19 protein-coding genes are annotated in these 25,836 nt (G+C 70.4%); 9 read left to right on the forward strand and 10 right to left on the reverse strand.

Going from position 1 to position 25,836, the window contains the following annotated elements; translation table 11 throughout:
* Positions 1-52: 52 nt before the first annotated feature.
* Together glgB and IE173_RS01860 are read right to left on the reverse strand one after the other, a co-directional pair.
* Complete coding sequence (gene glgB, locus IE173_RS01855; protein ID WP_191281677.1) at positions 53-2,233, reverse strand: 1,4-alpha-glucan branching protein GlgB; 2,181 nt, start codon at positions 2,231-2,233, stop codon at positions 53-55.
* Positions 2,233-4,263 carry an alpha-1,4-glucan--maltose-1-phosphate maltosyltransferase gene (locus tag IE173_RS01860; protein WP_229841913.1) on the reverse strand — a complete coding sequence of 677 codons (2,031 nt, stop codon included), beginning with the start codon at positions 4,261-4,263 and terminating at the stop codon, positions 2,233-2,235. The genes glgB and IE173_RS01860 overlap by 1 nt, the downstream gene beginning before the upstream one ends.
* A 348-nt stretch (positions 4,264-4,611) precedes the next feature.
* Between IE173_RS01860 and glgP the strand changes: the two genes are divergently transcribed.
* Positions 4,612-7,176 (forward strand): alpha-glucan family phosphorylase, encoded by a 2,565-nt coding sequence (glgP, locus tag IE173_RS01865; RefSeq protein ID WP_191281678.1) that lies wholly within the window; start codon positions 4,612-4,614, stop codon positions 7,174-7,176.
* Positions 7,177-7,256: 80 nt separating this feature from the next.
* Here glgP and ybaK read toward each other — a convergent pair whose 3' ends face one another.
* Genes ybaK through glgX form a run of 3 tightly spaced genes read right to left on the reverse strand, consistent with a single transcriptional unit; the run spans position 7,257 to position 10,316 of the window.
* A complete protein-coding gene (ybaK, locus tag IE173_RS01870) occupies positions 7,257-7,706 on the reverse strand; it encodes a Cys-tRNA(Pro) deacylase (RefSeq protein ID WP_229841814.1) in 450 nt (149 codons plus the stop codon).
* Positions 7,707-7,720: 14 nt separating this feature from the next.
* Positions 7,721-8,257 carry a DUF4190 domain-containing protein gene (locus IE173_RS15440; protein ID WP_229841815.1) on the reverse strand — a complete coding sequence of 179 codons (537 nt, stop codon included), beginning with the start codon at positions 8,255-8,257 and terminating at the stop codon, positions 7,721-7,723.
* Positions 8,258-8,267: 10 nt separating this feature from the next.
* A complete protein-coding gene (glgX, locus tag IE173_RS01880) occupies positions 8,268-10,316 on the reverse strand; it encodes a glycogen debranching protein GlgX (protein ID WP_191281679.1) in 2,049 nt (682 codons plus the stop codon).
* A 33-nt stretch (positions 10,317-10,349) separates the two neighbouring features.
* Here glgX and IE173_RS01885 point away from each other — a divergent pair, with 33 nt between their 5' ends.
* Both IE173_RS01885 and mnmA read left to right on the forward strand, forming a co-directional pair.
* Positions 10,350-11,540, forward strand: a complete 1,191-nt coding sequence (locus tag IE173_RS01885) for a cysteine desulfurase family protein (protein WP_191281680.1) — start codon at positions 10,350-10,352, stop codon at positions 11,538-11,540.
* Between the two features lie 229 nt (positions 11,541-11,769).
* Complete coding sequence (gene mnmA / locus IE173_RS01890) at positions 11,770-12,879, forward strand: tRNA 2-thiouridine(34) synthase MnmA (protein WP_191281681.1); 1,110 nt, start codon at positions 11,770-11,772, stop codon at positions 12,877-12,879.
* Here mnmA and IE173_RS01895 read toward each other — a convergent pair.
* The gene (locus tag IE173_RS01895) at positions 12,876-13,487 is read right to left on the reverse strand and encodes a hypothetical protein (protein ID WP_191281682.1); all 612 of its coding nucleotides are present in this window, start codon (positions 13,485-13,487) and stop codon (positions 12,876-12,878) included. The genes mnmA and IE173_RS01895 overlap by 4 nt on opposite strands.
* A gap of 33 nt (positions 13,488-13,520) precedes the next feature.
* On the opposite strand from IE173_RS01895, the gene IE173_RS01900 reads away from it, so the two are divergent.
* Both IE173_RS01900 and ligA read left to right on the forward strand, forming a co-directional pair.
* Positions 13,521-14,882: a hypothetical protein gene (locus IE173_RS01900; RefSeq protein ID WP_191281683.1), complete on the forward strand. Its 1,362-nt coding sequence runs from the start codon at positions 13,521-13,523 to the stop codon at positions 14,880-14,882.
* Positions 14,883-14,924: 42 nt separating this feature from the next.
* Positions 14,925-17,189 (forward strand): NAD-dependent DNA ligase LigA, encoded by a 2,265-nt coding sequence (gene ligA / locus IE173_RS01905; protein WP_191281684.1) that lies wholly within the window; start codon positions 14,925-14,927, stop codon positions 17,187-17,189.
* Positions 17,190-17,207: 18 nt separating this feature from the next.
* Here the strand turns inward: ligA and IE173_RS01910 are convergent, their stop codons facing one another.
* Together IE173_RS01910 and IE173_RS01915 are read right to left on the reverse strand one after the other, a co-directional pair.
* The gene (locus IE173_RS01910; RefSeq protein ID WP_229841816.1) at positions 17,208-17,534 is read right to left on the reverse strand and encodes an ArsR/SmtB family transcription factor; all 327 of its coding nucleotides are present in this window, start codon (positions 17,532-17,534) and stop codon (positions 17,208-17,210) included.
* A gap of 17 nt (positions 17,535-17,551) precedes the next feature.
* Positions 17,552-18,043, reverse strand: coding sequence for an SRPBCC family protein (locus IE173_RS01915; protein ID WP_191281685.1), 492 nt, complete (start codon positions 18,041-18,043; stop codon positions 17,552-17,554).
* Positions 18,044-18,715: 672 nt separating this feature from the next.
* Between IE173_RS01915 and IE173_RS01920 the strand changes: the two genes are divergently transcribed.
* The 3 genes from IE173_RS01920 to gatA are packed head-to-tail and all read left to right on the forward strand — an operon-like array spanning position 18,716 to position 21,983.
* Positions 18,716-20,119: an alpha/beta hydrolase gene (locus IE173_RS01920; protein WP_191281686.1), complete on the forward strand. Its 1,404-nt coding sequence runs from the start codon at positions 18,716-18,718 to the stop codon at positions 20,117-20,119.
* A gap of 56 nt (positions 20,120-20,175) precedes the next feature.
* Entirely contained in the window at positions 20,176-20,475 is a 300-nt protein-coding gene (gatC, locus tag IE173_RS01925) for an Asp-tRNA(Asn)/Glu-tRNA(Gln) amidotransferase subunit GatC (RefSeq protein ID WP_191281687.1), read from the forward strand.
* Positions 20,472-21,983: an Asp-tRNA(Asn)/Glu-tRNA(Gln) amidotransferase subunit GatA gene (gene gatA, locus IE173_RS01930; RefSeq protein WP_191281688.1), complete on the forward strand. Its 1,512-nt coding sequence runs from the start codon at positions 20,472-20,474 to the stop codon at positions 21,981-21,983. Before gatC ends, gatA begins: the two co-directional genes overlap by 4 nt.
* A gap of 184 nt (positions 21,984-22,167) precedes the next feature.
* On the opposite strand, the gene IE173_RS01935 is transcribed toward gatA, so the two are convergent.
* Entirely contained in the window at positions 22,168-22,683 is a 516-nt protein-coding gene (locus IE173_RS01935) for a YbaK/EbsC family protein (RefSeq protein ID WP_229841817.1), read from the reverse strand.
* Between the two features lie 56 nt (positions 22,684-22,739).
* Positions 22,740-24,059: an HNH endonuclease signature motif containing protein gene (locus tag IE173_RS01940; RefSeq protein ID WP_191281690.1), complete on the reverse strand. Its 1,320-nt coding sequence runs from the start codon at positions 24,057-24,059 to the stop codon at positions 22,740-22,742.
* A 151-nt stretch (positions 24,060-24,210) separates the two neighbouring features.
* Between IE173_RS01940 and gatB the strand changes: the two genes are divergently transcribed.
* Complete coding sequence (gatB, locus tag IE173_RS01945; protein ID WP_191281691.1) at positions 24,211-25,725, forward strand: Asp-tRNA(Asn)/Glu-tRNA(Gln) amidotransferase subunit GatB; 1,515 nt, start codon at positions 24,211-24,213, stop codon at positions 25,723-25,725.
* Positions 25,726-25,836 lie beyond the last annotated feature (111 nt).

The raw sequence follows: 25,836 nt of genomic DNA on the forward strand, positions 1-25,836 counted from the left end.
GCCGCACGTCGCGCGCGTCGGGCGGCAGAAAGTGGCACTTCGCGCGCCGACCTCAGCGGGCGGCGCGGAGCCAGAGGGCGGCGAGCGGGGGGAGGGTGAGTTCCACCGATGCGGGGCGTCCGGCCCAGGGCTCCTCGGCGGCGACGACCGAGCCGTAGTTGCCGACACCGGACCCGCCGAACTCGACGGCGTCGGTGTTGATCACCTCGTCCCACCGGCCCGCGAACGGCATCCCGATGCGGTACGGGCCGACGGGGTTGCCGCCGAAGTTGATCGCGCAGACCAGCGCCTCACCAGATGCCGACCAGCGCACGAACGCCAGCACGTTGGCCGGGGCGTCGTTGCCGAGCATCTCGAAACCGGCCGGGGTGTTGTCCTGTTCCCACAGGGCGGGCTGTTCGCGGTAGACGCGGTTCAGCGACGACACGAGCCGCGAGAGCCCCTGGTGCGCGGGTTGGTCGAGAATCCACCAGTCGAGTCCGCGCTGCTCGCTCCACTCCGAGGGCTGACCGAACTCGCAGCCCATGAACAGCAGCTGCTTGCCGGGATGCGCCCACATGAACGCCAGGTACGCACGGAGGTTGGCGAGCTTCTGCCACTGGTCGCCCGGCATCTTCGCCAGCAGCGAGCCTTTGCCGTGCACCACCTCGTCGTGCGAGATCGGCAGCAGGAAGTTCTCGCTCCAGGCGTAGACGAACGAGAAGGTGATCTTGTCGTGGTGGTGGGCGCGCCACATCGGGTTCTCGTGCATGTACTCCAGCGAGTCGTGCATCCAGCCCATGTTCCACTTGAGGCCGAACCCGAGTCCGTTGCCCCCGGTGGTGCCGGTGACGCCCGCCCACGAGGTCGACTCCTCGGCGATCATCACGATGCCGGGGTTGCGCTTGTACGCGGTCGCGTTGACCTCTTGCAGGAACGAGATCGCGCGCAGGTTCTCGCGCCCGCCGTTCTCGTTCGGCAGCCACTCGCCGTCTTTGCGGGAGTAGTCGAGGTAGAGCATCGAGGCGACGGCATCCACCCGCAGCCCGTCGACGTGGAACTCCTCCAGCCAGTACAGGGCGTTCGCGACGAGGAAGTTGCGCACCTGGCTGTGCCCGAAGTCGAACACCAGGGTTCCCCAGTCGGGGTGCTCGCCGAGGCGCGGGTCGGAGTGCTCGTAGAGCGGCTGCCCGTCGAAGTTCGCCAGCGCCCACTCGTCTTTCGGGAAGTGCGCGGGCACCCAGTCGACGATGACCCCGATGGATGCCTGGTGCAGCCGGTCGACGAGGTACTTGAAGTCGTCGGGGTGCCCGAACCGCGAGGTCGGCGCGTAATAGCCGGTGACCTGATATCCCCACGACGGCCCGTACGGGTGCTCGGCGACCGGCAGGAACTCCACGTGGGTGAATCCCAGCTCGTGGATGTACTCGATCAGCTGATCGGCCAGTTCCCGGTAGCCGAGGCCCGGGCGCCACGACCCGAGATGCAACTCGTAGACGCTCATCGCCGAGTTGTGCGGGTCGTGCGACGCGCGCTGGGCGAGCCAGGTGGAGTCGTGCCACTCGTAGAGCGTCTGCCCGACGACGGAGGCGGTCTTCGGCGGTACCTCGGTGTAGCGCGCCATCGGGTCGGCACGGGTCACCCAGGCGCCGGCCTGGGTGAGGATCTCGAACTTGTAGGTCGACCCCGGTGCGAGCCCGGGCACGAACAGCTCCCATACCCCGTTGTCGTCGAGGCGCCGCATCGCGTGCGAGAGCCCCGACCAGGAGTTGAAATCGCCGACGACCCGCACCGCGCGGGCGTGCGGCGCCCACACCGAGAAGCTGGTGCCGGCGACATCCTCGTGCGGCCGATGGTGGGCGCCGAGCACGTGCCAGATCTGCTCGTGCCGCCCCTCGGCCCACAGGTACAGGTCGATCTCGCCGACGCTCGGCACGAACCGGTACGGGTCACCCGTCACCCAGTCGGGTGCGCCGTCGTAGGTCGCTTCGAGGTCGTACGCCTGCCCCGCGCCGGGGGCGAGGCCCTGCCACAGCCCGTCGGCGACATGCGTGAGCGGCACGCGCGTGCCATCCGCCCGGATCGCGGTGACCGTCTTCGCGAGCGGACGCACGGCGCGGATGACCCATCCCTCGGCGACCTCGTGGGCGCCGAGCCAATCGTGCGGCTGCGGGTGGCTGGCGCTGACGAGCGCCGAGATCAGCCCGGCGTCGAGTTCGGGCAGCTGGGGGACCGACTTCTTGGGCGCAGCCATCAGGGCTTCCTCACCGCGGCGCCGTACTCGACGTTGAGGATGTGCACCGGTTCGGTGAACGCATCAAGCCGCACGAAGTTGGAGTCGCTCCACGTCCAGCGCTGGCCGGTGAGGATCTCCCGCACGTCGAACGTCACGCCGGGGTCGAGCCCGAGCTGCCGCAGGTCGAGGTGCACGCTCGTCTCGCGCACCGAGTGCGGGTCGACGTTCGCCACGACGATGATGCCGTCGGGGCGACCCTTCGGGGTGAAGGCGCCGTCGAGGAACTTCGAGTAGACGAGCACCGCGTCGTCGTCGCTCCAGTGCACGCGTAGGTTGCGCAACTGCTGCAGCGACGGATGTTCGCGGCGGATCTGATTGAGCAGCGTCAGGTACGGCGCGAGGGTGCGGCCCGTGGTCGCGGCGCGGGCCCAGTCACGCGGCTTGTACTCGTACTTCTCGTTGTCGATGTTCTCTTCGCTGCCCGGCCGGGCGACATCCTCGAACAGCTCGTAACCGGAGTACACGCCCCACGACGGCGACGCGGTCGCCGCGATGGCGGCCCGGATCTTGTAGGCCGGCGGCCCGCCGAACTGCAGGTACTCGGTGAGGATGTCGGGGGTGTTCACGAACAGGTTGGGGTGCAGGTAGTCCGCCGACTGGGTGGCGAGCCCGGTGAGGAACTCCTCCAGCTCGGGCTTCGTGTTGCGCCACGTGAAGTACGTGTACGACTGCTGGAACCCGGCCTCGGCGAGCGAATGCAGCATCGCGGGCCGGGTGAACGCCTCGGCGAGGAAGACGACATCCGGATGCGTCGCCGCGATGCGGCCGAGCAGCCACTCCCAGAACCACAGCGGCTTGGTGTGCGGGTTGTCGACGCGGAAGATGTTCACCCCCTGCGCGATCCAGTGCTCGACGATGCGCAGCACCTCGGCGGAGAGCCCCTCCGGGTCGGTGTCGAAGTCGAGCGGGTAGATGTCCTGGTACTTCTTCGGCGGGTTCTCGGCGTAGGCGATCGAGCCGTCGGGCCGGTGGGTGAACCATTCGGGATGCTCCGTCACCCACGGGTGATCGGGGGAGCACTGCAGGGCCAGGTCGAGTGCGATCTCGAGCCCCAGTTTCTCGGCCTCCGCGACGAACCAGCGGAAGTCGGCGAGGGTGCCCAGGTCGGGGTGGATGGCGTCGTGCCCGCCGTTGGTGCCATCGCCGAGCGGTCCGCCGATGGCCCACGGGCTGCCCGGGTCGTGCGGTCCGGCATCGGTGGTGTTGTTGGGCCCCTTGCGGAACGCCACGCCGATCGGATGGATGGGCGGCAGGTACACGACGTCGAAGCCCATCGCGGCGACCGCCGGCAGGCGCTTCGCGGCCGTGCGGAACGTGCCGGAGGTCCACGAGCCGTCTTTCGCCTTCTTCGCCCCCTCCGAGCGGGGGAAGAACTCGTACCAGGAGCCGACCGCGGCACGCGCCCGCTCCACCCGCAGGGTCAGCGGAGCCGACTCGGTGACGAGCGACAGCAGCGGATGCGCGGCGATCGCCTTGGCGAGCCGGGGGTCGTGCGCGACCTTGAGCCGGGCGGCCGGGGTGAGCCCCGGGTCGGCGAGGGCTCGCGCGGCGTCGGCGAGCACCTTGCCCGAGCCGCGTTGCAGCACCTGCACGCCCGCGGCGAAGACGATGTCGACATCCTGGTCGGCGGCGACCTTGATCTCTGCGGTGTGCAGCCAGGTCGCCCAGTCGTCGCGGGCCGCCCGCACTCGCCAGCGCCAGGCGCCCATCGAATCGAGGCGCACCTCGGCGCGATGCCGGTCGGTGCCCTTCGCGACCTCGTGCATCGGGTGACGAGTGACGGCACCCGACGGGTCGGTCAGCACGAGCTCGGCGAACAGCGCGTCGTGGCCTTCGCGGAACACTGTCGCCTCGAACGGCACGACCTCGCCGACGTAGGCGTTCGCCGCCCACAGGTTCTCGCTCTGCCGGGGGCGGAGGTCACGGATCGGGATGCGACCGAGCTGGCCCGGCACGCGGACGTCAGGGTCGGCAGGTGCGGCGGCCATGACTCGACCGTACTGCGTCGTCGGCATCACGCCGAAGATGTCGGCTCCCGCCACCCGATCGGGGTACAACGATTTTGTTCCGAAGGGTGACGTGCGGGTGATCTCGCTCGTATCCTGGGGGCAGGGGTGATTCAGACCACCCGAGAGCGACGGGGGTCGCCTCGGGTATCCCAGGGGGCACGGGCAACCGCTGTTCCCCGGTGACGTCAGTGCGCTAACGGGTTATGCGCAGGCGTCAAGGCGGGAGCGACCGTGGGGCGGGAGTCGGGGGACCTTCGCCCCGCGGTCGTCGCCGTATCGGCCGTCTCGTAACGGGGCGTTAACTCCGCGCCCGTAGGCTCGCAGCTTGTGAAAGCCATCCGCCGGTTCACCGTCCGTCCCGTGTTGCCCCCCGAGCTGGGTGCCCTCGACGAGCTGGCGGCGAACCTGCGCTGGTCGTGGCACCAGCCGACGATCGAGCTGTTCCGGGATGTCGACCCCGAGCTGTGGGAGGTCGACGCCGACCCCGTCGGCCTGCTCGGTGAGGTGACGCCGGCCCGGCTCGCCGACCTCGCGGCCGACGGGGGGTTCGTCGAGCGCGCGAACGCGCTGCGCGACGACCTGCGGGCCTACCTCGCCGAACCGCGCTGGTACCAGTCGCTCGGTGCCGACGTTCCCCGTTCGATCGCCTACTTCTCGCCCGAGTTCGGCATCGCCGCCGCCCTGCCGCAGTACTCGGGGGGCCTCGGCATCCTCGCCGGCGACCACCTGAAGAGCGCCTCCGACCTCGGGGTGCCGATCATCGGCGTCGGCCTGTTCTACCGCGCCGGGTACTTCCGCCAGTCGATCTCGCGCGAAGGCTGGCAGGAGGAGAGCTACCCGGTCGTCGACCCCGACGGGCTTCCGATGCGGGTGCTGCGCGACCCCGACGGGTCGGCGGTGTGCGTCGTGCTCGCCCTGCCCGAGGGCCGCGCGCTCACCGCGCGCGTCTGGCGACTGGATGTCGGCCGGGTGCCGCTGCTGCTGCTCGACACCGACATCCCCGAGAACCCCGAAGAGCTGCGCGGCGTCACCGACCGGCTCTACGGCGGCGGCGGCGAGCACCGGTTGCTGCAGGAGCTGCTGCTCGGCATCGGCGGCACCCGCGCCGTGAAGGCGTTCGCGGCCCTGGAGGGTCGCGACGAGCCGGAGGTGTTCCACAGCAACGAGGGCCACGCCGGATTCCTGGGGCTCGAGCGCGCCGCCGACCTGATCGGGGAAGGGCTCACCTTCGAGCAGGCGATCCGGGTGGTGCGCGCGGGCACGGTGTTCACGACGCACACTCCCGTGCCGGCCGGCATCGACCGGTTCGAGGCGTCGCTCGTCGAACGCTACTTCGCCACCGACCTGCTGCCCGGCGTCGACGTCGCCGACGTGCTCGCGCTCGGAGTCGAACCCGACGCCGGTGGGCATCCCGACGACCCGGCACCGAGCTTCAACATGGCCGTCATGGGTCTGCGCCTCGCCCAGCGCGCGAACGGCGTCTCGAAGCTGCACGGCGAGGTGAGCCGCTCGATGTTCAACGCGCTGTGGCCGGGCTTCGACGCCGAAGACGTGCCGATCGGGTCGGTCACCAACGGCGTGCACGCCCCCACCTGGACCGACGCCGAAGTCACCGCGCTCGCCGCGTCGCGCCTCGGCACCACCGACACGACGACCGCCGACTGGTCGTCGCCCGCGGTGACCGACGCCGACCTGTGGGCGCTCAAACGCCGGATGCGGGAGCACCTCGTGCAGGACGCCCGGCAGCGGATGTCGGCGGCCTGGGCCGAAGAGAACCCCGGCATCGCCGACCCCGCCTGGTTCCGCGACCTGCTCGACCCCGACGTGCTCACCATCGGCTTCGCGCGACGGGTGCCGACCTACAAGCGCCTCACCCTCATGCTGCACGACCCCGAACGGCTGCGGGCTCTGCTCACCCACCCGGAGCGGCCCATCCAGCTCGTCATCGCCGGCAAGTCGCATCCGGCCGACGACGAAGGCAAACGGCTCATCCAGCGTCTCGTCGAGTTCGCGCAGAGTCCCGACGTGCGGCAGCGCATCGTGTTCCTGCCGAACTACGACATCGGCATGGCGAAACGGCTCTATCCGGGCTGCGACATCTGGCTGAACAACCCCTTGCGTCCGCTCGAAGCCTGCGGCACCTCGGGCATGAAGGCCGCGCTCAACGGGGCGCTCAACCTGTCGATCCTCGACGGCTGGTGGAACGAGTACTACGACGACCGCAACGGCTGGGCGATCCCCTCCGCCGACTCCACCGGTGACGGGGCCGAACGCGACGCCCTCGAAGCGGCGTCGCTCTACGACCTGCTCGAACACCAGATCACGCCGCGCTTCTACGACGGGCGGGAGGACGGCATCCCGCTCAAGTGGGTCGCCGACATGCGCCATACCCTCGCCACCCTGTCGCCGGAACTCTCGGCCGACCGCATGGTGCGCCAGTACGTCGAGGGCCTCTACATTCCGGCGGCGCAGGCCGAACGCACCATCACCGCGTCGAGTTTCCAGCCCGCCCGCGACCTGGCCGCCTGGGTCGCCCGGGTGGACGCCGCATGGCCGAGCGTGCACGTCGCCCACGTCGAATCCGGGGGAGTGGATGCGACTCCGCAGCTCGGCGAGCAGTTGCACGTGCGGGCCTACGTCGAGCTGGGCGACCTCGAACCCGACGACGTCAAGGTCGAGCTGGTGCACGGTCACGCCCGCGAGGGAGACCGGCTCACCGACATCCGTCGTCTTCGGCTCGACCTCGAGTCGCACGATCTCGGCTCACCCGCGACCTTCCACGGCACCGTCACCCTCGACCGCTCCGGCTCGTTCGGTTACACCGTGCGCGTCGTGCCCAATCACCCCCTGCTCGCCACCCCCGCCGAGCTCGGCCTCCTCGCCTCGGCGTAGCGACTCGCGAGGTGCCCATTTCTGGGCATCTCGTCGGCGACGTGCGGCAGAAATGGGCATTTCGCGCGCCGAAGAGGGGGTCAGCGGGCGATGTCGGCGACGACGGCGGAGGTGGCGCGGATGAGGTCGGCGGGGGTGAGCTCCAGGTCGAGGCCGCGCCGGCCGCCGCTGACGAGCACCGTGTCCCACAGCTCGGCGGTCTCGTCGAGCACCGTCTCGTGCCGGGTCTTCTGCCCGATCGGGGAGATGCCGCCGACGACGTAGCCCGTCCGGCGTTCCGCGAGGGCGGCATCCGCCATCGCCGCCTTCTTGCCGCCCACCGCCGCCGCGAGGGCCTTGAGGTCGAGCTTGCCGGTCACCGGAACGATGCCGACGACGAGACGGCCGTCGACATCCGCCAGCAGCGTCTTGAACACCCGGTCGGGCTCGACGCCGAGGGCCTCCGCCGCCTCGCGCCCGAAGTCGGTCACCGCCGGGTCGTGCAGGTACGCGCGCTCGGTGAACGGGATGCCCGCCGCCCGCAGCGCCACGACCGCCGGAGTGCTCAGTAGGTGGTTCCGATCGAGGACATCACGAACGCCGCGTACAGCACGATGAACAGCACGCCCAGCACGGTCAGGACGATGCCGATGATGAGTCCGGCCAGGGCGATGCCGCGGCCGCTGTTCGGGTTGCCTGCCGCCTCGGCCTGCTTGGCGCGGGCGAGCCCGAACGCCGAGAGGATGATGCCGGCGATCGGTGCGATGAAGGGGAACACGATCCAGCCGCCCGCCGAGACGATGAGCCCGGCGATCGCGAGGCCGTTCGACCGGGCACCGTAGGCGGGAGCGCCGTACGGAGCCGCGACGTAAGGCGACGCCGTGGTCTGGGCCGGCGCCGTGTAGGCGGGGGGAGTGGGATAGGTCTGCGCCGCGTACGGGTCGGGTCGGGGCTCGGCGGTGGGGCTGCCGAACGTGAACCCCGCATCGACGGTGGCGGCGCGCCTCTGATCCGACCAGCCGGAGCCGTTCCACCAGCGCTCGCCGGAGGGGTTCTCGGGGTCCTTGTACCAGCCGGCCTGGGGTGGCGTCGCGTCAGACATGAGTATGAATCTAGTGCGCCCGGAACAGGAGTATTGAGGTCGGCCCCACCGGCAGTTCCTCGCCCGGCGCGTGCTCCGGCTCGCGGCCCGAGATGTCGTCTTCGGACGAGTCCCACAGCAGCGTGTAGGCGGTCACGCCCTCGTGCTCGGGCAGGGTGACGGTCACCTCGGTTTCGAGGCCGTGGACGACGAGCAGGATGCGGTTGAACGCCTCGAACTCGGGCGTCGACGCCGCGAGGTATTGCAGGGTGCGCTCGGCCGGGGAGTCCCAGTCGTCGAGCGACATCGACTCGCCCTGCTTGTTGTACCAGTCCATCTGCGTCGCACTCGGGGTGGTCTCGCCGAACCGCCCGAAGCGCACCGGGCGCAGTGCCGGGTTCTCGCGCCGCAGCTCCAGCAGGTGCCGGGTGACGTCGAGCAGCTCCTGCTGCCAGGTGTCGCGTTCCCACGACAGCCAGGTCAGCTCCGAGTCATGACAGTACGCGTTGTTGTTGCCGCGTTGGCTGCGGCCGAACTCGTCGCCCGCGGTGAGCATCGGGATGCCGGCGGAGAGCAGCAGGGTCCCGAGCAGGTTGCGGATGCCGCGGCGTCGCGCCGCGAGGATCGTCTCGTCGCGCGTGGGGCCCTCGACGCCGTGGTTGAAGGACTTGTTGTCGTTCGACCCGTCGCGGTTGTTCTCGCCGTTGCCGAGGTTGTGCTTGGAGTCGTACGACACCAGGTCCCACGCGGTGAACCCGTCGTGGGCGGTGATGAAGTTGACGCTCGCGAGCGGCCCCCGCTCGAGCGCGAACACGTGGTTGGAGCCGGCGAGGCGACGGGCGAGCGACCCGATCCCTTCGCTCGGCAGGCCCCCGGCGGCCCGGGCGGCGGCGATGTCGCGCAGCCAGAAGTTGCGCATCCGGTCGCGGTAGCCGTCGTTCCACTCCGAGTACCCGGCCGGGAAGTTGCCGACCTGCCAGCCGCCCATGCCGACATCCCACGGCTCGGCGATCATCTTCACGCCCGCGAGTTCCGGGTCGTCGCGGATCGCGAGCAGCAGCGGATGCTCGGGGTCGAACTCGGCACCCTCGCCACGCCCGAGGGTCGCCGCGAGGTCGAAGCGGAATCCGTCGACCTGCACCTCGTTCGCCCAGTACCGCAGCGAGTCGAGCACGAGCCGCTGCGCGACCGGCCGCGAGAAGTCGACGGTGTTGCCGCATCCGGTCGTGTCGATGTACTGGCCGGCCTCGTCCTGCCGGTAATAGGACGCGTTGTCGAGTCCGCGGAACGAGAACACCGGGCCGCCCCGGCCCTCCTCGGCGGTGTGGTTGTAGACGACATCCAGCACGACCTCGAGGCCCGCCTCGTGCAGCAGCCGCACCATCCCCTTGAACTCGCGCAGCACCGCCCCGGTGCCGCCGGTCTGCGCCTCCCGGGTCGCGTACGCGGCGTGCGGGGTGAAGAAGTTGAGGGTGTTGTAGCCCCAGTAGTTGATGAGGCCCATCTTCTGCAGGCGCTGCTCGCTCACGCTCTGGTGCACGGGCAGCAGTTCGAGCGTCGTCACGCCGAGGCTCTTCAGATGCTCGATCGCGGCCGGGTGGGCGAGGCCGGCGTAGGTGCCGCGCAGCTCTTCGGGGATGTCGGGGTGCAGCTTCGTGAACCCCTTGACGTGCACCTCGTAGACGACGGTGTGGTCGAGGGCCACCGCCGGCTTGGTCGCTCCGCCCCAGTCGAACGCGTCGTCTTGCACGTAGCCGCGCCACTCGCCGCTGCTGGTGCGGGCGAGGCCGCGGGCGTAAGGGTCAAGCAGGTTCTTCGACGGATCGAAGGCGTGCGTCGGGCCTTTGGGGCCGCGGGCCCGCAACGCGTAGTAGGTGCCCGGGATGAGGGCGGGGCTCACACCGCTCCAGACCCCGTCGGCGTCACGGGTGAGGGGGAGCGTGGTGCCGGCGTACGACGGGTCTTTGCCGTCGAAGAGGCACAGGTCGATGCCGGTCGCGTTCTCGCTCCAGACGCGGATCTCGCCGCCGTTCGGAGTGCCGCGCACGCCGAGATCGCGGAGCGGATCAGCGGCGGGCATGCGAACCAGCGTATGGCTTCCTAGGGTGGGGTCATGCCCGCCTCCCCCGATGCCGTCTATCTCGATCACGCGGCGACGACCCCGATGCCGTCGGCGGTTCGCGAGGCCTATCTGGAGGCGCTCGGCCTGATCGGCAACCCGTCGTCGATCCACACCCACGGCCAGGCGGCGCGCGACCTGCTGGAGACGGGGCGCGAGCAGGTGGCGGCGTCCCTCGGCGTCGACCCCGTCGAGGTGGTGTTCACCGGCGGGGGCACCGAGGCGGTGAACCTCGCCATCAAGGGCACGTTCTGGTCCCGCAACCTCGGTGGTCGAGTAGCGACCGTAGGGAGCGTGTCGAGACCACGCATCCTCACCACCCGCGCCGAACACCACGCGACGCTCGACGCGGTCGACTGGCTGGTGCGCCACGAGGGCGCCGAGGTCGACTGGATCGACGTGGATGCCGTGGGCCGGCTGTCGCTCGCCTCGCTCGAGCAGGCACTCGCCCGCGACCCCGAATCCATCGCGCTGGTGACGGCTCTGTGGGCGAACAACGAGGTCGGAACCCTGCAGCCGGTCGCCGAGATCGTGCGCCTCGCCCACGCCGCCGGCGTTCCCGTGCACCTCGACGCGATCGCCGCCTACGGCGCGGTGCCGATCGACGTGCACACCGTCGGCGCCGACCTGGTGTCGGTCTCGGCGCACAAGATCGGCGGACCGGTCGGCATCGGCGCCCTCGTCGTCGCCCGCACGGCCACCGTCGAACCCCTCATCCACGGCGGCAACCAGCAGCGCGCGCGTTCCGGCACCCAGGATGCCGCGGGGGCCGCCGCGTTCGGCGTCGCCGCGGGCCTGCCGCATGACACCACCGCGCTCGCCGCGCTGCGCGACCGCCTGATCGCGGGATTGCTCGAGCTGCCCGGCGTCGTGCTGCGCGGCGACCCCGACCCTGCCGGCCGGCTGCCGGGCAACGTGCACGTGACCTTCGCCGGATGCGACGGCGACGCGCTGCTCTACCTGCTCGACCGCGCCGGCTTCTCGGTGTCGACCGGTTCCGCGTGCCAGGCCGGCGTCGCCGAGGTCTCGCACGTGCTGCTCGCGATGGGCGTCCCGACCGAGGAGGCACGCGGCGCCCTGCGCTTCACCCTCGGCCCCGACACGACCCCCGGTGCGATCGACGCGCTGCTCGCCGTGCTGCCGGGTCTGCTCGAGCGGGCCCGCTCGGCATCCGTTTCTCGCTGAGCGACGGCTATTTGCCCAGAATGGGGCACTCCCGCGCCGCTGAGTGCCCCATTCTGGGCAAATAGCCGCGTTCAGCGCGCGGCGCGGCGGGCGGCCTGCTCACGTCGACCAGATCAAGGAGATCCGGTCGTCGGTCGCACCGGTCCCCTGGCGATGCGCCACCGCGGTCGCAGTCTTCCTTGATTTGGTAGTTCGGGCGGTGTGTGCGGCGCACAGCTAACCTGGACAGGTGAAGGTTCTCGCGGCGATGAGCGGCGGCGTCGACAGCGCCGTCGCGGCGGCGCGCGCCGTCGACGCCGGGCACGACGTCGTGGGCGTGCACCTGGCGCTCTCCCGGCAGCGCGGCACCCTGCGCACCGGCTCGCGCGGCTGCTGCACGATCGAGGACGCGATGGATGCCCGCCGCGCCGCGAATCTGCTCGGGATCCCGTTCTACGTGTGGGACTTCTCCGAGCGTTTCGCCGAGGATGTCGTCGAGGATTTCGTCGCCGAGTACAGCGCGGGCCGTACCCCGAATCCGTGCCTGCGCTGCAACGAGAAGATCAAGTTCGCGGCGCTCATGGAGAAGGCCCTCGCCCTCGGGTTCGACGCCGTCGCGACCGGGCACTACGCCGACATCCGCATCGGGTCCGACGGATCGCGCGAGCTGCACCGGGCGGCCACTTGGGCGAAGGACCAGTCCTACGTGCTCGGCGTGCTGACCGCCGATCAGTTGGCGCACGCGATGTTCCCGCTGGGGGCGACCCCGTCGAAGGACGAGGTGCGCGCCGAAGCCGCCGCGCGCGGGCTCACGGTCGCCCAGAAGCCCGACTCGCACGACATCTGCTTCATCCCCGACGGCGACACCCGCGGTTGGCTGGCCGAACGGGTCGGGATGGAGGAGGGCGCGATCCTCGACCGCACGGGTGAGCGCATCGGCACCCACCCGGGCGCGGTGGCGTTCACCGTCGGGCAGCGCAAGGGACTCGACATCGGATTCCCCGCCGCCGACGGCAAGCCGCGCTTCGTGCTCGAGGTGCGACCCAAGACCAACGAGGTCGTCGTCGGACCCCGCGAGGCGCTCGCGATCGCCGAACTGGCGGGCAGCCGCATCAGCTGGGCGGGCAACCCGCCCGCCGACCCGGCGACGCCCTTCGACTGCGAGGTGCAGGTGCGGGCGCACGGCGACCCGGTTCCCGCGACGGCGCGCGTGGAGGGCGGCGAACTCGTCGTGACCCTGGCCGAGCCACTGCTCGGGGTCGCGCCGGGGCAGAGCGCGGTGCTCTACGTCGGCACGCGGGTGCTGGGGCAGTGCACGATCGACCGCACCGTGTCGGCGGTCACGACGCTCGCCGGCTAGCTGCCGCGGGCTTCCGCGATCGCCTCATCGGCCCAGATGCGCTGCTGCGGCGTGCCGTACCTCTCGGCGGCATCCTTCGCGGCCTCGAACGCCTCGAGAGCGCCCGCCTTGTCGCCGGCGTCGAAGCGGGCCCAGCCGCGGTTGTTGTGCAGCCCGACGAGCCAGCGCAGGGTGCGCGGGTCGTCGATCGCGGCGAGTTCACGCAGTGCCGTCTCGGTGTGCTCGTCGGCGTGCTCGGAGTCGGCGATGGCGAGCATGTGCAGCGCGTCGATGTGCAGGAAGGTCAGGCCGTTCGCCTCGGCGAGAGTCGCCGCACGGCGGAAGTGCCAGGTTGCCTCGACCGGCGCCCCCGCGGAGTTGTGCAGCCGGCCGCGCTCCAGCGCCACGCGCACGGCGACGACGGGTTCGTCGAGGTCGAGCGCGTCGAGAACGGCGTGTGCTTCGGTGAAGCGCTCCTGCAGACCCAGGGCTCGAGCCACCTGGGTGCGCAGCTCCCGCCGCTCGACCGGGTCGGTCGCGGCGTCGAACGCCGCGCGCAGCCGCGCCTCGCTGCCGACGGCGTCGGCGAAATCCCACAAGGCATCCAGATCAGTCTGTTGCAGCGTCACCGGGTCGCTCCCATCGCTCTCTAGAATCGCGCCATGATCAGGGTGGCACGACCGACGGTACTGCTTCTCGCGGCGACGCTCGCCCTCACCGCGCTGACCGGCTGCACTCCGAACGTCGTGAACGGCGCACACTCCTGGCTGAACGGGCAGGACGGCGTCGAGTCGGCCGAGGTCGTGGTCGACCGCACCTCGCTGTTCGAGACGAGCGGCGTCATCCGCGGCGAGCTGGATGCCGACCTGGATGACGCCGTGCTCGATGCGCTGGTGGAGCGCTCGGTCGAGTACGTGAGCGATCACCCCGGGGTGGAGTTTCGCCTCGGCTACGACGACGTCGACTTCCGGATCGGGGAGGCCTCCGCGACCGCCGCCGCACGCGAACTCTGGGATGACGTGGTCGGGCTCGGCGGAGTCGTCGCCGCCGTCATCGACCCCGACCTCGTGCACCTCTACGTGCTGCGTTCCGACACCCACGAGGTGCTGGAAGCGCTGCGCGACTCCCCGGTCGCGGTGCAGGTCGAGAGTTTCCGGGGCGACGACGACATGATCGCCGACCGCCGCGACGACGACTACGGGCCGTTGCAGCGCAGCCACGGGTCGTTCCAGTTCCTGTGGGGTGGCGCCTGCGAACCCTCGGAGGAGACCTGGGGGCGCGCGCTGGAGAGCGCCGGGTTCGACGCGATCGACGGAGGGGTCGCGGATGTCTGCGGCGGCTACGACCTCGTCTACCGCCCCGAGACCGACCTCACCGTCGTCGCCCTCGAGTGGGCCGAGCACCAGGAACTCAGTCGCGAGCCCGCGCCGACCTTCACCGTCTCGGAAGAGGGCGACGGGCATCACGAGATCCAGGTCACGCCGGGCGACGCGTCGCTCTTTCCGGTGGTCGCGGCGCTCGAGACCTCCGGCGCTCCGACGGTGCAGTACACCCTCGCGGCCGACGGCACCCTCGTCGTCCAGGGCTGGGACTCCCCGCCGACGACGGTGTTCGACCTCGTCGCGGGCTCACCGCTCGCCGCGCGACTCACCTCGATCACGATCGCCGGCGATGCGGGCGGGTTCCACGAGGGCGGCTCGATCGAGGCCACCGGAACCCTCGACCAGATCTCGACGCTCATCGCCGACGCCGAAGCGCTCATCCCGTTGCACGAGTCGTTCTACGGCGTGGCGATCACGCCGCAGGCCGTGCGGCTCGGCCTCTACTCCCCGCCGGGCTCCGACCCCGACATGCCGGCCGCCGCGGCCGCCCTGCGCACCAGCCCCATCTGGACGACCCGGCCGATGTACGTCGACTACCTGAACGGCTCTGTGCTCATCGAGAACGGGGTCGCGACGATCGGCGACGACTACACCGACCGTGCGCCGTACGACGCGTTCGTGGCCGCCTGGAACGGGGGCTGAGACCCTTCGTCGGGCGTCAGGGGTGGTTCCTAAGCTGAGGGCATGCCGCGCGGATCGCAGACGCCAGCCCAGGAGCAGCTCCCCGACACCACGAGCGCCGATCTGGCCGCCGCGAAACGGGAGGCCGACAACCTGACGGCCCGCATCCTCGAACTGCGCGAGGCCTACTACGAGCGCGATACGGTGCTCGTCGACGACGCCGAGTACGACGCGATGATGCAGCGCCTCGAAGAGCTGGAGCGGCTGCATCCCGAGCTGCAGGGGCAGGACAGCCCGACGCAGACCGTCGGCGGCACCCGGTCGACGCTCTTCGACGAGGTGCGGCACGCCGAGCCGATGCTGTCGCTCGACAACGTCTTCAGCCGCGACGAGTTCCTCGCCTGGGCCGCGAAGGTCGAGCGCGACGCGGGCCGCCGGGTCGACTACCTGTGCGAGCTCAAGATCGACGGCCTCGCCCTCAACCTGCGCTACGAGAACGGCGTACTCGTCTCGGCGGCGACCCGCGGCAGCGGCGTCGTGGGCGAAGACGTCACCGAGAACGTGCGGCTCATCACCTCGATCCCGCGCACCCTCGCGGGCGAGGGTCACCCGCCGCTCGTCGAGGTGCGCGGCGAGGTGTTCTTCACGACCGCGGCGTTCGAGACGCTCAACGCGGCGCAGGTGGAGGCCGGCGACCGCATCTTCGCCAACCCGCGCAACGCGGCATCCGGGTCGCTGCGCCAGAAGGCGGAGGGCAAGTCGCCCGACGCCCTCGCCCGCATGCGCGCCCGCATCGGGCACCTGTCGATGCTCGTGCACGGCATCGGGGCGTGGCAGAGCCCGCCGGTCGCGTCGCAGTCGCAGGTGTACGAGCTGCTGCGGTCGTGGGGGCTGCCGACGTCGACGCGATTCGAGGTGACGACGGATGCCGCGGCGGCCGCCGCCTACATCGAGAAGTACGGCGAGAACCGCCACTCGGTCGAGCACGAGATCGACGGCGTCGTCGTGAAGGTCGACGAGCTCGCGCTCCACGACGAACTCGGGGCGACGAGTCGCGCGCCACGCTGGGCGATCGCCTACAAGTACCCGCCCGAGCAGGTGAACACGAAGCTGCTCGACATCGTCGTGTCGATCGGCCGCACCGGCCGGGCGACGCCGTTCGCGGTGATGCAGAAGGTGCGCGTCGCCGGTTCCGAGGTGCGGCAGGCGACGCTGCACAACCAGGATGTCGTGAAGCTCAAGGGCGTGCTGATCGGCGACACCGTCGTGCTGCGCAAGGCGGGCGACGTCATCCCCGAGGTGCTCGGGCCGGTCGTCGAGCTGCGCACCGGGGCGGAGCGCGAGTTCGTGATGCCGACCCACTGCCCGGAGTGCGGCACCGCCCTGGCACCGGCGAAGGAGGGCGACGTCGACCTGCGCTGCCCGAACGCCCGGTCGTGCCCGGCTCAGGTGCGGGGCCGGGTGGAGCACATCGGCTCCCGCGGTGCGCTCGACATCGAGGGGCTCGGCGAGATCGGTGCGGTCGCGCTCACCCAGCCCGACATCCCGAAGCCGCCGCCGCTGGTCACCGAAGCCGGGCTGTTCGCGCTGACGATCGACGATCTGCTGCCGATCGAGGTGCGGGTGCGCGACGCCGAGACCGGAATGGTGAAGACGGATGCCGACGGTCGGCCCGATCTGCGCGCCCCGTTCCGGCGCATCGTCACCCCGGCCCGCAAAGACCAGCCCGCGGTGACGGGGCCGAGCGCGGTGGCCGAGAAGCTGCTCGACGAGCTTCAGAAGGCGAAGTCGAAAGAGCTGTGGCGCTTCCTCGTGGCGCTGTCGATCCGGCACGTCGGTCCCGTCGCGGCGCGCGCGTTGGCGTCGTACTTCGGGTCGCTCGACGCGATCCGGGCGGCGAGCCGCGACGAACTCGCGGCGGTCGAAGGGGTCGGCGGCATCATCGCGGATGCCGTGCTCGAGTGGTTCGAGGTCGACTGGCACGTCGAGATCGTCGAGTCGTGGCGGGCCGCCGGGGTGCCGTGGGCGGTGCCCGGCCACCCGGGCCCCGGGCAGGCCGGGGGAGTCGACGGCGTGCTCGCCGGACTCACCGTGGTCGCGACCGGATCGCTCGAGGGCTACTCACGCGAGGAGGCGCAGGAGGCGATCCTGCGCGCCGGGGGCAAGGCGGCATCCAGCGTGTCGAAGAAGACCGACTTCGTCGCCGCGGGCCCGGGGGCGGGGTCGAAACTGGGCAAGGCCGAAGAGCTCGGGGTGCGCATCATCGACGCCGCCCAGTTCAAGCTGCTCGTCGAGCAGGGGCCCGGCGCGTTGCCTCCCGTCGAGTAGGGCGCCGGCGTCGGGCGGTCAGAGGTCTTCGGCGATCTGCTTGATCGCGGCGAGCCGGCGATCCCACTCGACGCCGATTCCGTCGAGGCGCCGGGCCGTTGCGGCGAGTTCCGCCCCGACGACGCGGTAGCGCACCTCGCGCCCGACGCGCACCGGCTCGACCAGGCCGACGCCTTCGAGCACGCTCAGGTGACGGGCGATCGCCTGCCGGGTGACGGGAAGGCGCGCGGCGAGGGCGGACGCCGAAGCGTCGCCCTCGCCGAGAGCCGACAGGATGCTCCACCGCGTCTCGTCGCCGAGGGCGGCGAACACGGGCACGAGCGTCACATCGCGGTTCGATCTCACTCAGACCTCGTTCCGGCTCACAGCGCCTCCGCATAGGCGACGAGTTCGTCGATCTCGGAGGTCCACCCGCTGCGGTTGCTCGCCATCGCGGCGGCGGGGTCGGTGAGAGCGTCGAAACCGGTTTCGACGACGGTGAGCGACGTGCCGCCCGGGATCGGCTCGAGGGTGAACCGGAAGACCGTCGAGCGGGCGAAGACCACCTCGTCGGCCGCGTCGAGATCGGCCGGTGCCGTGGTGTCGTCGTTGCTCCAGCGGTAGGCGACGACGTGCGGCGGGTCGAGCTCTTCGACCCGAAGCGGGTAGTCGCCGTAGCCGTCGAAGCCGATCGTGCCGCGCGCGCCTACCGCGACTTCGGGCAGTTCGGCGCGCTGGCCGAACCACCGCGCCAGATGCCGCGGTTCGGTGATCGCGGCCCACACCTTCTCGGGCGGGGCGGCGATCGTCACGGTGCGGCGCACGGCGAAACCGGCGTCGTCGACGCTCGCCGGCGGGTTGATGGTCATGGTCATGATGATGCTCCCTTCGATCGACATCTGCAACTGAGTTGTTGCATTTCGTCGACCCTACCTGCAACTCACAAGTTGCACAAGCGACTTCGTCGCGCGCGGCGGCGACCCGGTTGAGCGGCGTCGACCAGGGATCGGCGACTCCCGTACGGCGGTGGGCCTTCGGGGTACACGTGCCCACCGCGAATTCCGTCGCCGGTTTCGCGTCATAGCGGGTGGCCGGTCCCGTCTCTTCAGTAAGACACCCATAGCGGATGCGGGTCCGCGCGGCGTCGATGTGCGGCGCATCGGGGAGTGGGTCCTGATCCTCCACCCCCGGTGCGCCGCCACTTCGCCCACCTTGGGTGGCGGAACAGGGGGCTTCAGAACAAACGACGTCGACCATGTCCGGCCGCGATTTCGGGGTACACCAGCCACCCCGAGGCGGCCGGAGAGCATCACAACGGATTTCGTTGCCATCGCTCGGCCGGGAGGCTTCCCATCTCGACTCGGGTGGCCCTCGAACGGGTGTGAGTGTCCCCCAGTGTCCCCAGTTCGGGGGACAAATGGGTGATTTCGGGGAGTTTTTGGCGACCCCACAGGAACCGCCCCCCTTTCGGGTGCCAGCGTGACCCTAGAATGCGGGGTGTGCGGTGATGCCCGTCTTCGCCAGACGGACGCGCCGCACTATGGGCGATGGGACAACCCGACGTGCTGGTCGACGTCACGACTTTTCTGTCAAACCCGGCGATCGCTGCAGTCGTCGCCGGGGTCCTCGGCATGTCCCCAGCCATGCCCGTCGTCACCGCCGCAACGGTCTCGGAGGCCCTCGCCCGGCCCGCCGTGGAAGCCGTCGCGAGCAATGTTCCGCAGCCGTTCATCGGCCCCGACCCGGTAGGCGGCGGGTCGTCGCTCGACACCATCGCCCGCCTCGACGGTGTCGCCCTGCTCGACCAGCTGGTCGACCTCACGCCCGGCGAGCGTTCCGAGTTCGTCCAGCTGTACCCCGACGTGGTCGGCGAGTTGTCCACCAGTCCGCCCGCGGCCAGCGCGGTGGCGACCTGGTGGGAGCGCACGCCGGCGGCTTCCCGCGCGTCCCTGCGGGAAGACCTCCCCGCCGTCGTCGGCAACCTCGAAGGGGTGCCCTACGCGGTGCGCGACCTCGCGAACCGCACGTTCCTCGCCCAGACCGTCGCCGACATCCATGCCCAGTTGGATGCCGGGGTCGGGCGGGCGATGGAAGACGAACTGCGAGCACGGCTGAACATGCTCGCGGCCGTCGAGACCTCGCTGATCACCGGGGCGTCGGGCGAACGACGCAGTCTGGTGGCCCTCGACGTCACCGCCCAAGGCCGGGCGGTGATCGCCGTCGGCGACCTCGCCGAAGCCGATTACGTCACATTCTTCGTCCCAGGAATGTACGTCGGCGTGGCGGAGCAGCTGGTCGACTGGACCGGCAACGCCGAGACGTCGCTCCTCGAGCAGCAGGAGTGGCTCGGCCGGCTCGACCTCGACGGCGACGTGGCGACGGTGGCGTGGATCGGTTACCACACGCCCACCGTCGTCAACATCGCCGGGCTCGACCTCGCCTACCAGGGCCGGGATTCCCTCACCGCTTCGGTGCAGGGACTCAAAGCCGTGCGCGGAGGCGTCGCGGCGGCGCAGTCTCCCGACCCGGGCCCGTACGTGTCGATCGTCGCGCACTCCTACGGGTCGACCGCGGCGATGCTCGCCCTGCAGGAGAACGACATCTCGGTCGACGCGCTCATCCTCGTCGGATCGCCCGGCAGCCCCGCCACGAGCGTCGACGACCTCAAGGTCGCCAACCACAACGTGTGGGTCGCGGCGGCCGACACCGACCCGGTGCCGCGCAGTGGTGTGTTCGGCAGCCAGCCGCTCGACGAAGACTTCGGCGCCACGCGGTTCTCGGTGCACGCGACGACCGACCCGATCACCGGCGAGAAGCTCGACGACATCAACGGGCACGTCTACTACTTCTGGCCCGGCACGACGTCGGTGCGCAACACGGCCCTCATCGCGATCGGGCAGGGCGGCCTCGCGACGACCGACACCATCCTGGCGAAGGCGTCGGCGCACTAGACCGCGCAGCACTGACCGCGGAATCTGCGGCGATCAAGCCCTCGTAGACTTTCGGGGTGCCGGACATCACCCCCGAGGTCGTTTCTCATCTCGCCCATCTCGCCCGCATCGCCCTGACGGATGACGAGATCACCAGGCTGACCGGCGAGCTCGGCCAGATCGTCGACTCGGTCGCGAAGGTGAGCGCCGTGGCGACGCCCGACGTGCCGGCGACCAGCCACCCGATCCCGCTCGGCATGGTGACGCGTGAGGATGTCGTCGGGCAGACGCTCACCACCGAGCAGGCCCTGTCGGGCGCACCGGAACACGAACTCGGGCAGTTCAAGGTGTCGAGCATTCTGGGTGAAGAGCAGTGAGCGCCTCGGAGCTGACCACCGCATCCGCTGCCCGCCTCTCGGAGCTGCTCGCCGCGGGCGAGGTCTCGAGCGTCGAGGTGACGCAGGCACACCTCGACCGCATCGCCGCGGTCGACGGTGACATCCACGCGTTCCTCCACGTCAACGCCGCCGCGCTCGACACCGCCCGCCAGGTGGATGCCGCCCGCGCCGCCGGAGACGCCCTGGGGGCGCTGGCCGGCATCCCGGTCGCCATCAAAGACGTGCTGTGCACGCTCGACATGCCCTCGACGGCCGGGTCGAAAATCCTCGAGGGCTGGATTCCGCCCTACGACGCGACCGTCGTCGCGCGGATGCGCGCCGCCGGGCTGGTGCCGCTCGGCAAGACCAACATGGACGAGTTCGCGATGGGCTCGTCGACCGAGCACTCCGCCTACGGCAACACCCACAACCCGTGGGATCTGACGCGCATCCCCGGCGGTTCCGGTGGTGGTTCGGCCGCGGCGGTGGCGGCATTCGAGGCACCGCTCGCGCTCGGCTCCGACACCGGCGGCTCGATCCGGCAGCCCGCCGCGGTCACCGGGTCGGTGGGCATGAAGCCCACCTACGGCGGCGTCTCGCGGTACGGGGCGATCGCGCTGGCGTCGTCGCTCGACCAGGTGGGTCCCGTCACCCGCACCGTTCTGGATGCCGGCCTACTGCACGACGTCATCGGCGGGCACGACCCGCGCGACTCGACCTCGATTCCGGATGCCTGGCCGTCGTTCGCCGATGCCGCACGTGCCGGGCTGCGGGGCGAGGGGCTGAAGGGTCTGCGGGTCGGTGTCGTGAAGGAGCTGTCGCAGGAGGGGCAGGGCTTTCAGCCCGGCGTGCTGCAGCGCTTCCGCGAGTCGCTCGCGCTGCTCGAGGCGCAGGGCGCCGAGATCGTCGAGGTGTCGGCGCCGAGTTTCGACTACGCGATCGCCGCCTACTACCTGATCCTGCCGGCGGAAGCGTCGAGCAACCTCGCCAAGTTCGACTCGGTGCGCTTCGGTCTGCGCGTCGAGGTGCCCGGCGGGACCGTCGAGGATGTCATGGCCGCCTCCCGCGAGGCCGGTTTCGGTGACGAGGTGAAGCGCCGCATCATCCTCGGCACCTACGCCCTGTCAGCCGGCTACTACGACGCCTACTACGGGTCGGCGCAGAAGGTGCGCACCCTCATCCAGCGCGACTTCGACGCCGCTTTCGAGAAAGTCGATGTGCTGGCGACCCCGTCGGCGCCCACCACCGCGTTCCCTCTCGGCTCGAAGGTCGACGACCCGCTGGCGATGTACCTCAACGACCTGACGACGATCCCGGCGAACCTCGCCGGAGTGCCCGGCATCTCGATCCCCGCGGGCCTGGCCCCCGAAGACAACCTGCCGGTCGGCATCCAGTTCATGGCGCCGGTGCGCGAAGACGCCCGCCTCTACACCGTGGGTGCCGCGCTCGAGTCGCTGCTGGAATCCCAGTGGGGCGGCTCGCTGCTTTCGCTCGCGCCTGCTCTGTAACTCAGGGGGCGGGGTCGGGGGTCGGTTCGCGAGTCGAGAGAGCGGGGACCCCTACCCCGATCGACTCGCGAACCGACCTCCGACCCCGCGCTTCGCGCGGCGCGGGGGACCCACCGAGAGTGGTAGGACGCCGTCTCGGTGGTTGAGTAGCCGCCGCAGGCGGCGTGTCGAAACCACCCCCGAGTCACCCGACCTCGACGACGGTGCCTCCCGTAATGCGCACGAGTTCGTCGTAGCTCAGGGGGAACACCGCGTGCGAGTGGCCGGCGGCCGCCCAGATCTCGGGGAACGTCTCGAGCACCGGGTCGACGAGGGTGTGCAGCGGGGAGGGATGCCCGACGGGCGCGACGCCGCCGATCGCCTGACCAGTCGCGGAGCGCACGATCTCGGGGGTCGCCCGGTCGATCGCGGTGACGCCGATGCGCGCGGCGAGGGCGACGGTGTCGACGCGGTGGCCGCCCGACGTCATGACGAGCAGCGGCGTGCCGCCGTTGTCGGGGGTGCCGTCGTCGTCGCCGGTGCGGGCGACGAACACGAGCGAGTTGGCGATGGCGCCGACCTCGACCCCCAGTGCGGCGGCGGCTTCGGCGGCGGTGCGGGCGCCGTCGGGGATGTGGCGGATGCGGTCGGCTCCGGGGACACCGGCGGCGAGCAGGGCGGCGCGCACGTTCTCGACGCTGCGGGGGTGGGTCTCGGTCACGCTTCGACGATATCCAGAGAGCGAGGTCGAGGGCGTCAGCGCACGAGCTGTGGCACTCATCTTCGAAGTCTCGCGGCGACTGGGGATCGAGCGGGCATCGGGATGGGTCGCTGTGCGGGGTCGACGCTTCGGGGTGGGATGGCGACGAATCCATGGACCGGATCTCGGTCGATGACCCAGTGGTTGTCGTGGACGAGCATGTGATGGTGTCGACAGAGGAGGAGTCCGTCGCGGGTGTCGGTCTGCCCGCCGTGTTTCCAGGGAATCCGGTGATGTGCTTCACACCAGGAGGCGGGCCGGTCGCAGTCGGGGAAACGGCATCCGCCGTCGCGGGCGGCGAGGGCGTCACGCTGCTTCGAAGAGAACAGGCGGCGGGTGACGCCGAGTCGGAGGGGTTCGCCGTCATCCTCGAAGTGGACGGGGACGATGCCGGCGTCGCAGATGTGCCGGTCGGCGGTTTCCAGGGGGACGCCGTCGGGGTGGTTGCCGAGGAAGGCGGCTCCGGTGCGTTCGCGCAGGTCTCGGTCGGTGACGAGCACCCGCACCGCGTAGCGCTGTGCGCCGAGAAGACGGTCAGGGTCGGTTTCGGTGGCGATGCGGAGCAGGTCGACGAACGTGTCGAGGGCGATCTGCCCGAGGGTGCGCTCGTCATCGACGAGCTTCTTGGCCCGCTCGCGCTGCTCGTCGTCGATGAAGCGGGGTCCGCCGCGACGGGGTGAGGTGGCGGCGTCGTAGGCGGCCCAGTACGGCTCCGCGGAGTCAGGGTCGAGGAGCGCATCGAGGTGGGTCATCCCGTCGGAGCGGCGCGTCATGTGCCAGTACCGCTTCTCGCGCAACGCACGATGCCGATCGCGCACGTTGGCGGCATCCAGCTCGTCACGCAGTTCCCGCGCCCGCGCCGCCAACTTCTCGACCGACATCGTTGGCGCCAACGCGGCGAGCTCCTGGGCGGCGTCGGCGAGATCATCCGCCGCGACATCCTCCGTCGGGGTGCCGAGGCCGTTCTTGATGACGTCGGCCTTCACCACCGACACCGCACCCGACGCGACCCCGGTACCGACCGCGGCGAGCCACGGGTCGGCATCCACCGTCAGCAGCTCACCGACGCGCACCAGGGTCTGCGACTCCCGCTTCGACACCCCTGACACCTGCTCGACCAGCTTCTCGGGCGTGCCGGCGCCGAGGCGTTGGGCGAGGCCGCCGAAGCCGTCTTCCCGCCGGGAGCGGTGCTTCACCTCCGCCGCGAACGACCCCAGCGACGCCTCCACCAGTCGCCGCAACTCACCCAGCTCGCGCGCGCCCGTGAGCAGTGCGTCGTCATCGAGCACACTCGGGTCGGCGCCAAGCCAGGTGACGGAAGGGGCGGAAGAGGACATGCCTCCATTGAAGCAACCGTCGAACGTATGTACTAGATAGACGAACCATTCTCAGGATAAGTCGTTGCGCCGCACCCTGTGGAGGACTCGACATCCGCTGCCGAACCGCCCACGGCATCCGCCCCCTCCCACGCCAAATACGATGGAGCACATGGCTAAAGCCGATCTGATGGACTACGACAAGGCGCTCGAACTGTTCGAGCCGGTGATCGGCCTCGAGATTCACGTCGAACTGAGCACGAACACGAAGATGTTCTCGGATGCGCCGAACCCGGCGAACAGCGACAACCACGACGTCGCCCCGAACACGCTCATCACCCCGGTCGACCTGGGGCTGCCCGGATCCCTCCCGGTGGTGAACGCGACCGCCGTCGAGTACGCCATCTCGCTGGGGCTCGCGCTCGGCTGCCAGATCGCCACGTCATCCCGGTTCGCCCGCAAGAACTACTTCTACCCCGACCTGGCGAAGAACTACCAGATCAGCCAGTACGACGAGCCGATCGCGTTCGAGGGGTCGGTGCCGGTGGAGCTCGAGGACGGCACGACCGTCGACATCCCGATCGAGCGGGCGCACATGGAAGAGGATGCCGGCAAGCTCACCCACCTCGGCGGCGCGACCGGACGCATCCACGGGGCTGAGGCATCCCTCGTCGACTACAACCGCGCGGGAGTACCGCTGGTGGAGATCGTGACGAAGCCGATCATGGGCACCGAAGGCCTGGCGCCGGAAGTGGCGAAGGCGTACGTCGGCACGATCCGCGACATCGTGCGCGGCCTGCGCATCTCGGAGGCGCGCATGGAGCGCGGCAACCTGCGGGTGGATGCCAACGTGTCGCTCATGCCGCGGGGCTCGACCCAGCTCGGCACCCGCACAGAGACGAAGAACGTCAACTCGATGCGCTCGGTCGAGCGGGCGGTGCGCCACGAGATCCAGCGGCAGGCCGCCATCCTCGCCGCCGGCGGCACCATCCAGCAGGAGACCCGCCACTGGCACGAAGACAAGGGCACGACCTCGCCCGGCCGGGTGAAGTCGGATGCCGACGACTACCGCTATTTTCCGGAGCCCGACCTGCTGCCGATCGAACCCTCCGTCGAGTTGGTCGCGTCGCTGCGTGCGGCGCTGCCCGAGGCGCCCGCGGTGCGGCGTCGGCGGTTGCGTGAGACGTGGGGGTTCACGGAGCTCGAGTTCCGGGATGTCGCCAACGCCGGGCTGCTCGTCGAGATCGAGGAGACCGTGGCCGCCGGTGCGGCGCCGGCTCAGGCCCGCAAGTGGTGGACGGGTGAGATCGCCCGCCTCGCGAATGCGGCTTCTGTCGACGCTGCGTCGCTCGTTTCGCCGTTGCACGTGTCGGAGCTGATCTCGCTCGTGGAGGCGGGGGAGCTGACCGACCGCCTCGCCCGCCAGGTGCTCGAAGGTGTCATCGCGGGGGAGGGGCGTCCGTCGGAGGTTGTCGCCTCGCGGGGTCTCGCAGTGGTGTCGGATGACGGGGCACTGTTGGCGGCGATCGATGCGGCGCTTGCGGAGCAGCCTGACGTGCTGGAGAAGCTGCGGGACGGGAAAGTCCAGGCGGCCGGCGCGATCATCGGTGCCGTGATGAAGGCGATGGGTGGATCAGCGGATGCCGCCCGCGTCCGCGAACTCGTGCTGGAGCGGGCTCAGGGGTAGGGAAGTGCCGGCTATCGGCGATGACATGCGGGAGGGAGGCCCGTTCGATAAGGCGCGATCTGCGCTTTTCCTAGCCGCGGGCACCGCCGATCTCTCGACGTCGCGGTCGGT

This window comes from Pseudolysinimonas yzui (assembly GCF_014653215.1).
Lineage (GTDB): Bacteria > Actinomycetota > Actinomycetes > Actinomycetales > Microbacteriaceae > Pseudolysinimonas_A > Pseudolysinimonas_A yzui.

Excerpts from the sequence above, each read along its gene's own strand:
- glgB (WP_191281677.1), bottom strand. The coding sequence starts at position 2,233 with ATGGCTGCGCCCAAGAAGTCGGTCCCCCAGCTGCCCGAACTCGACGCC.
- IE173_RS01860 (WP_229841913.1), bottom strand. The coding sequence starts at position 4,263 with ATGGCCGCCGCACCTGCCGACCCTGACGTCCGCGTGCCGGGCCAGCTC.
- IE173_RS15440 (WP_229841815.1), bottom strand. The coding sequence starts at position 8,257 with ATGTCTGACGCGACGCCACCCCAGGCCGGCTGGTACAAGGACCCCGAG.
- glgX (WP_191281679.1), bottom strand. The coding sequence starts at position 10,316 with ATGCCCGCCGCTGATCCGCTCCGCGATCTCGGCGTGCGCGGCACTCCG.
- IE173_RS01885 (WP_191281680.1), top strand. The coding sequence starts at position 10,350 with ATGCCCGCCTCCCCCGATGCCGTCTATCTCGATCACGCGGCGACGACC.
- IE173_RS01900 (WP_191281683.1), top strand. The coding sequence starts at position 13,521 with ATGATCAGGGTGGCACGACCGACGGTACTGCTTCTCGCGGCGACGCTC.
- ligA (WP_191281684.1), top strand. The coding sequence starts at position 14,925 with ATGCCGCGCGGATCGCAGACGCCAGCCCAGGAGCAGCTCCCCGACACC.
- IE173_RS01915 (WP_191281685.1), bottom strand. The coding sequence starts at position 18,043 with ATGACCATGACCATCAACCCGCCGGCGAGCGTCGACGACGCCGGTTTC.
- IE173_RS01920 (WP_191281686.1), top strand. The coding sequence starts at position 18,716 with ATGGGACAACCCGACGTGCTGGTCGACGTCACGACTTTTCTGTCAAAC.
- IE173_RS01940 (WP_191281690.1), bottom strand. The coding sequence starts at position 24,059 with ATGTCCTCTTCCGCCCCTTCCGTCACCTGGCTTGGCGCCGACCCGAGT.
- gatB (WP_191281691.1), top strand. The coding sequence starts at position 24,211 with ATGGCTAAAGCCGATCTGATGGACTACGACAAGGCGCTCGAACTGTTC.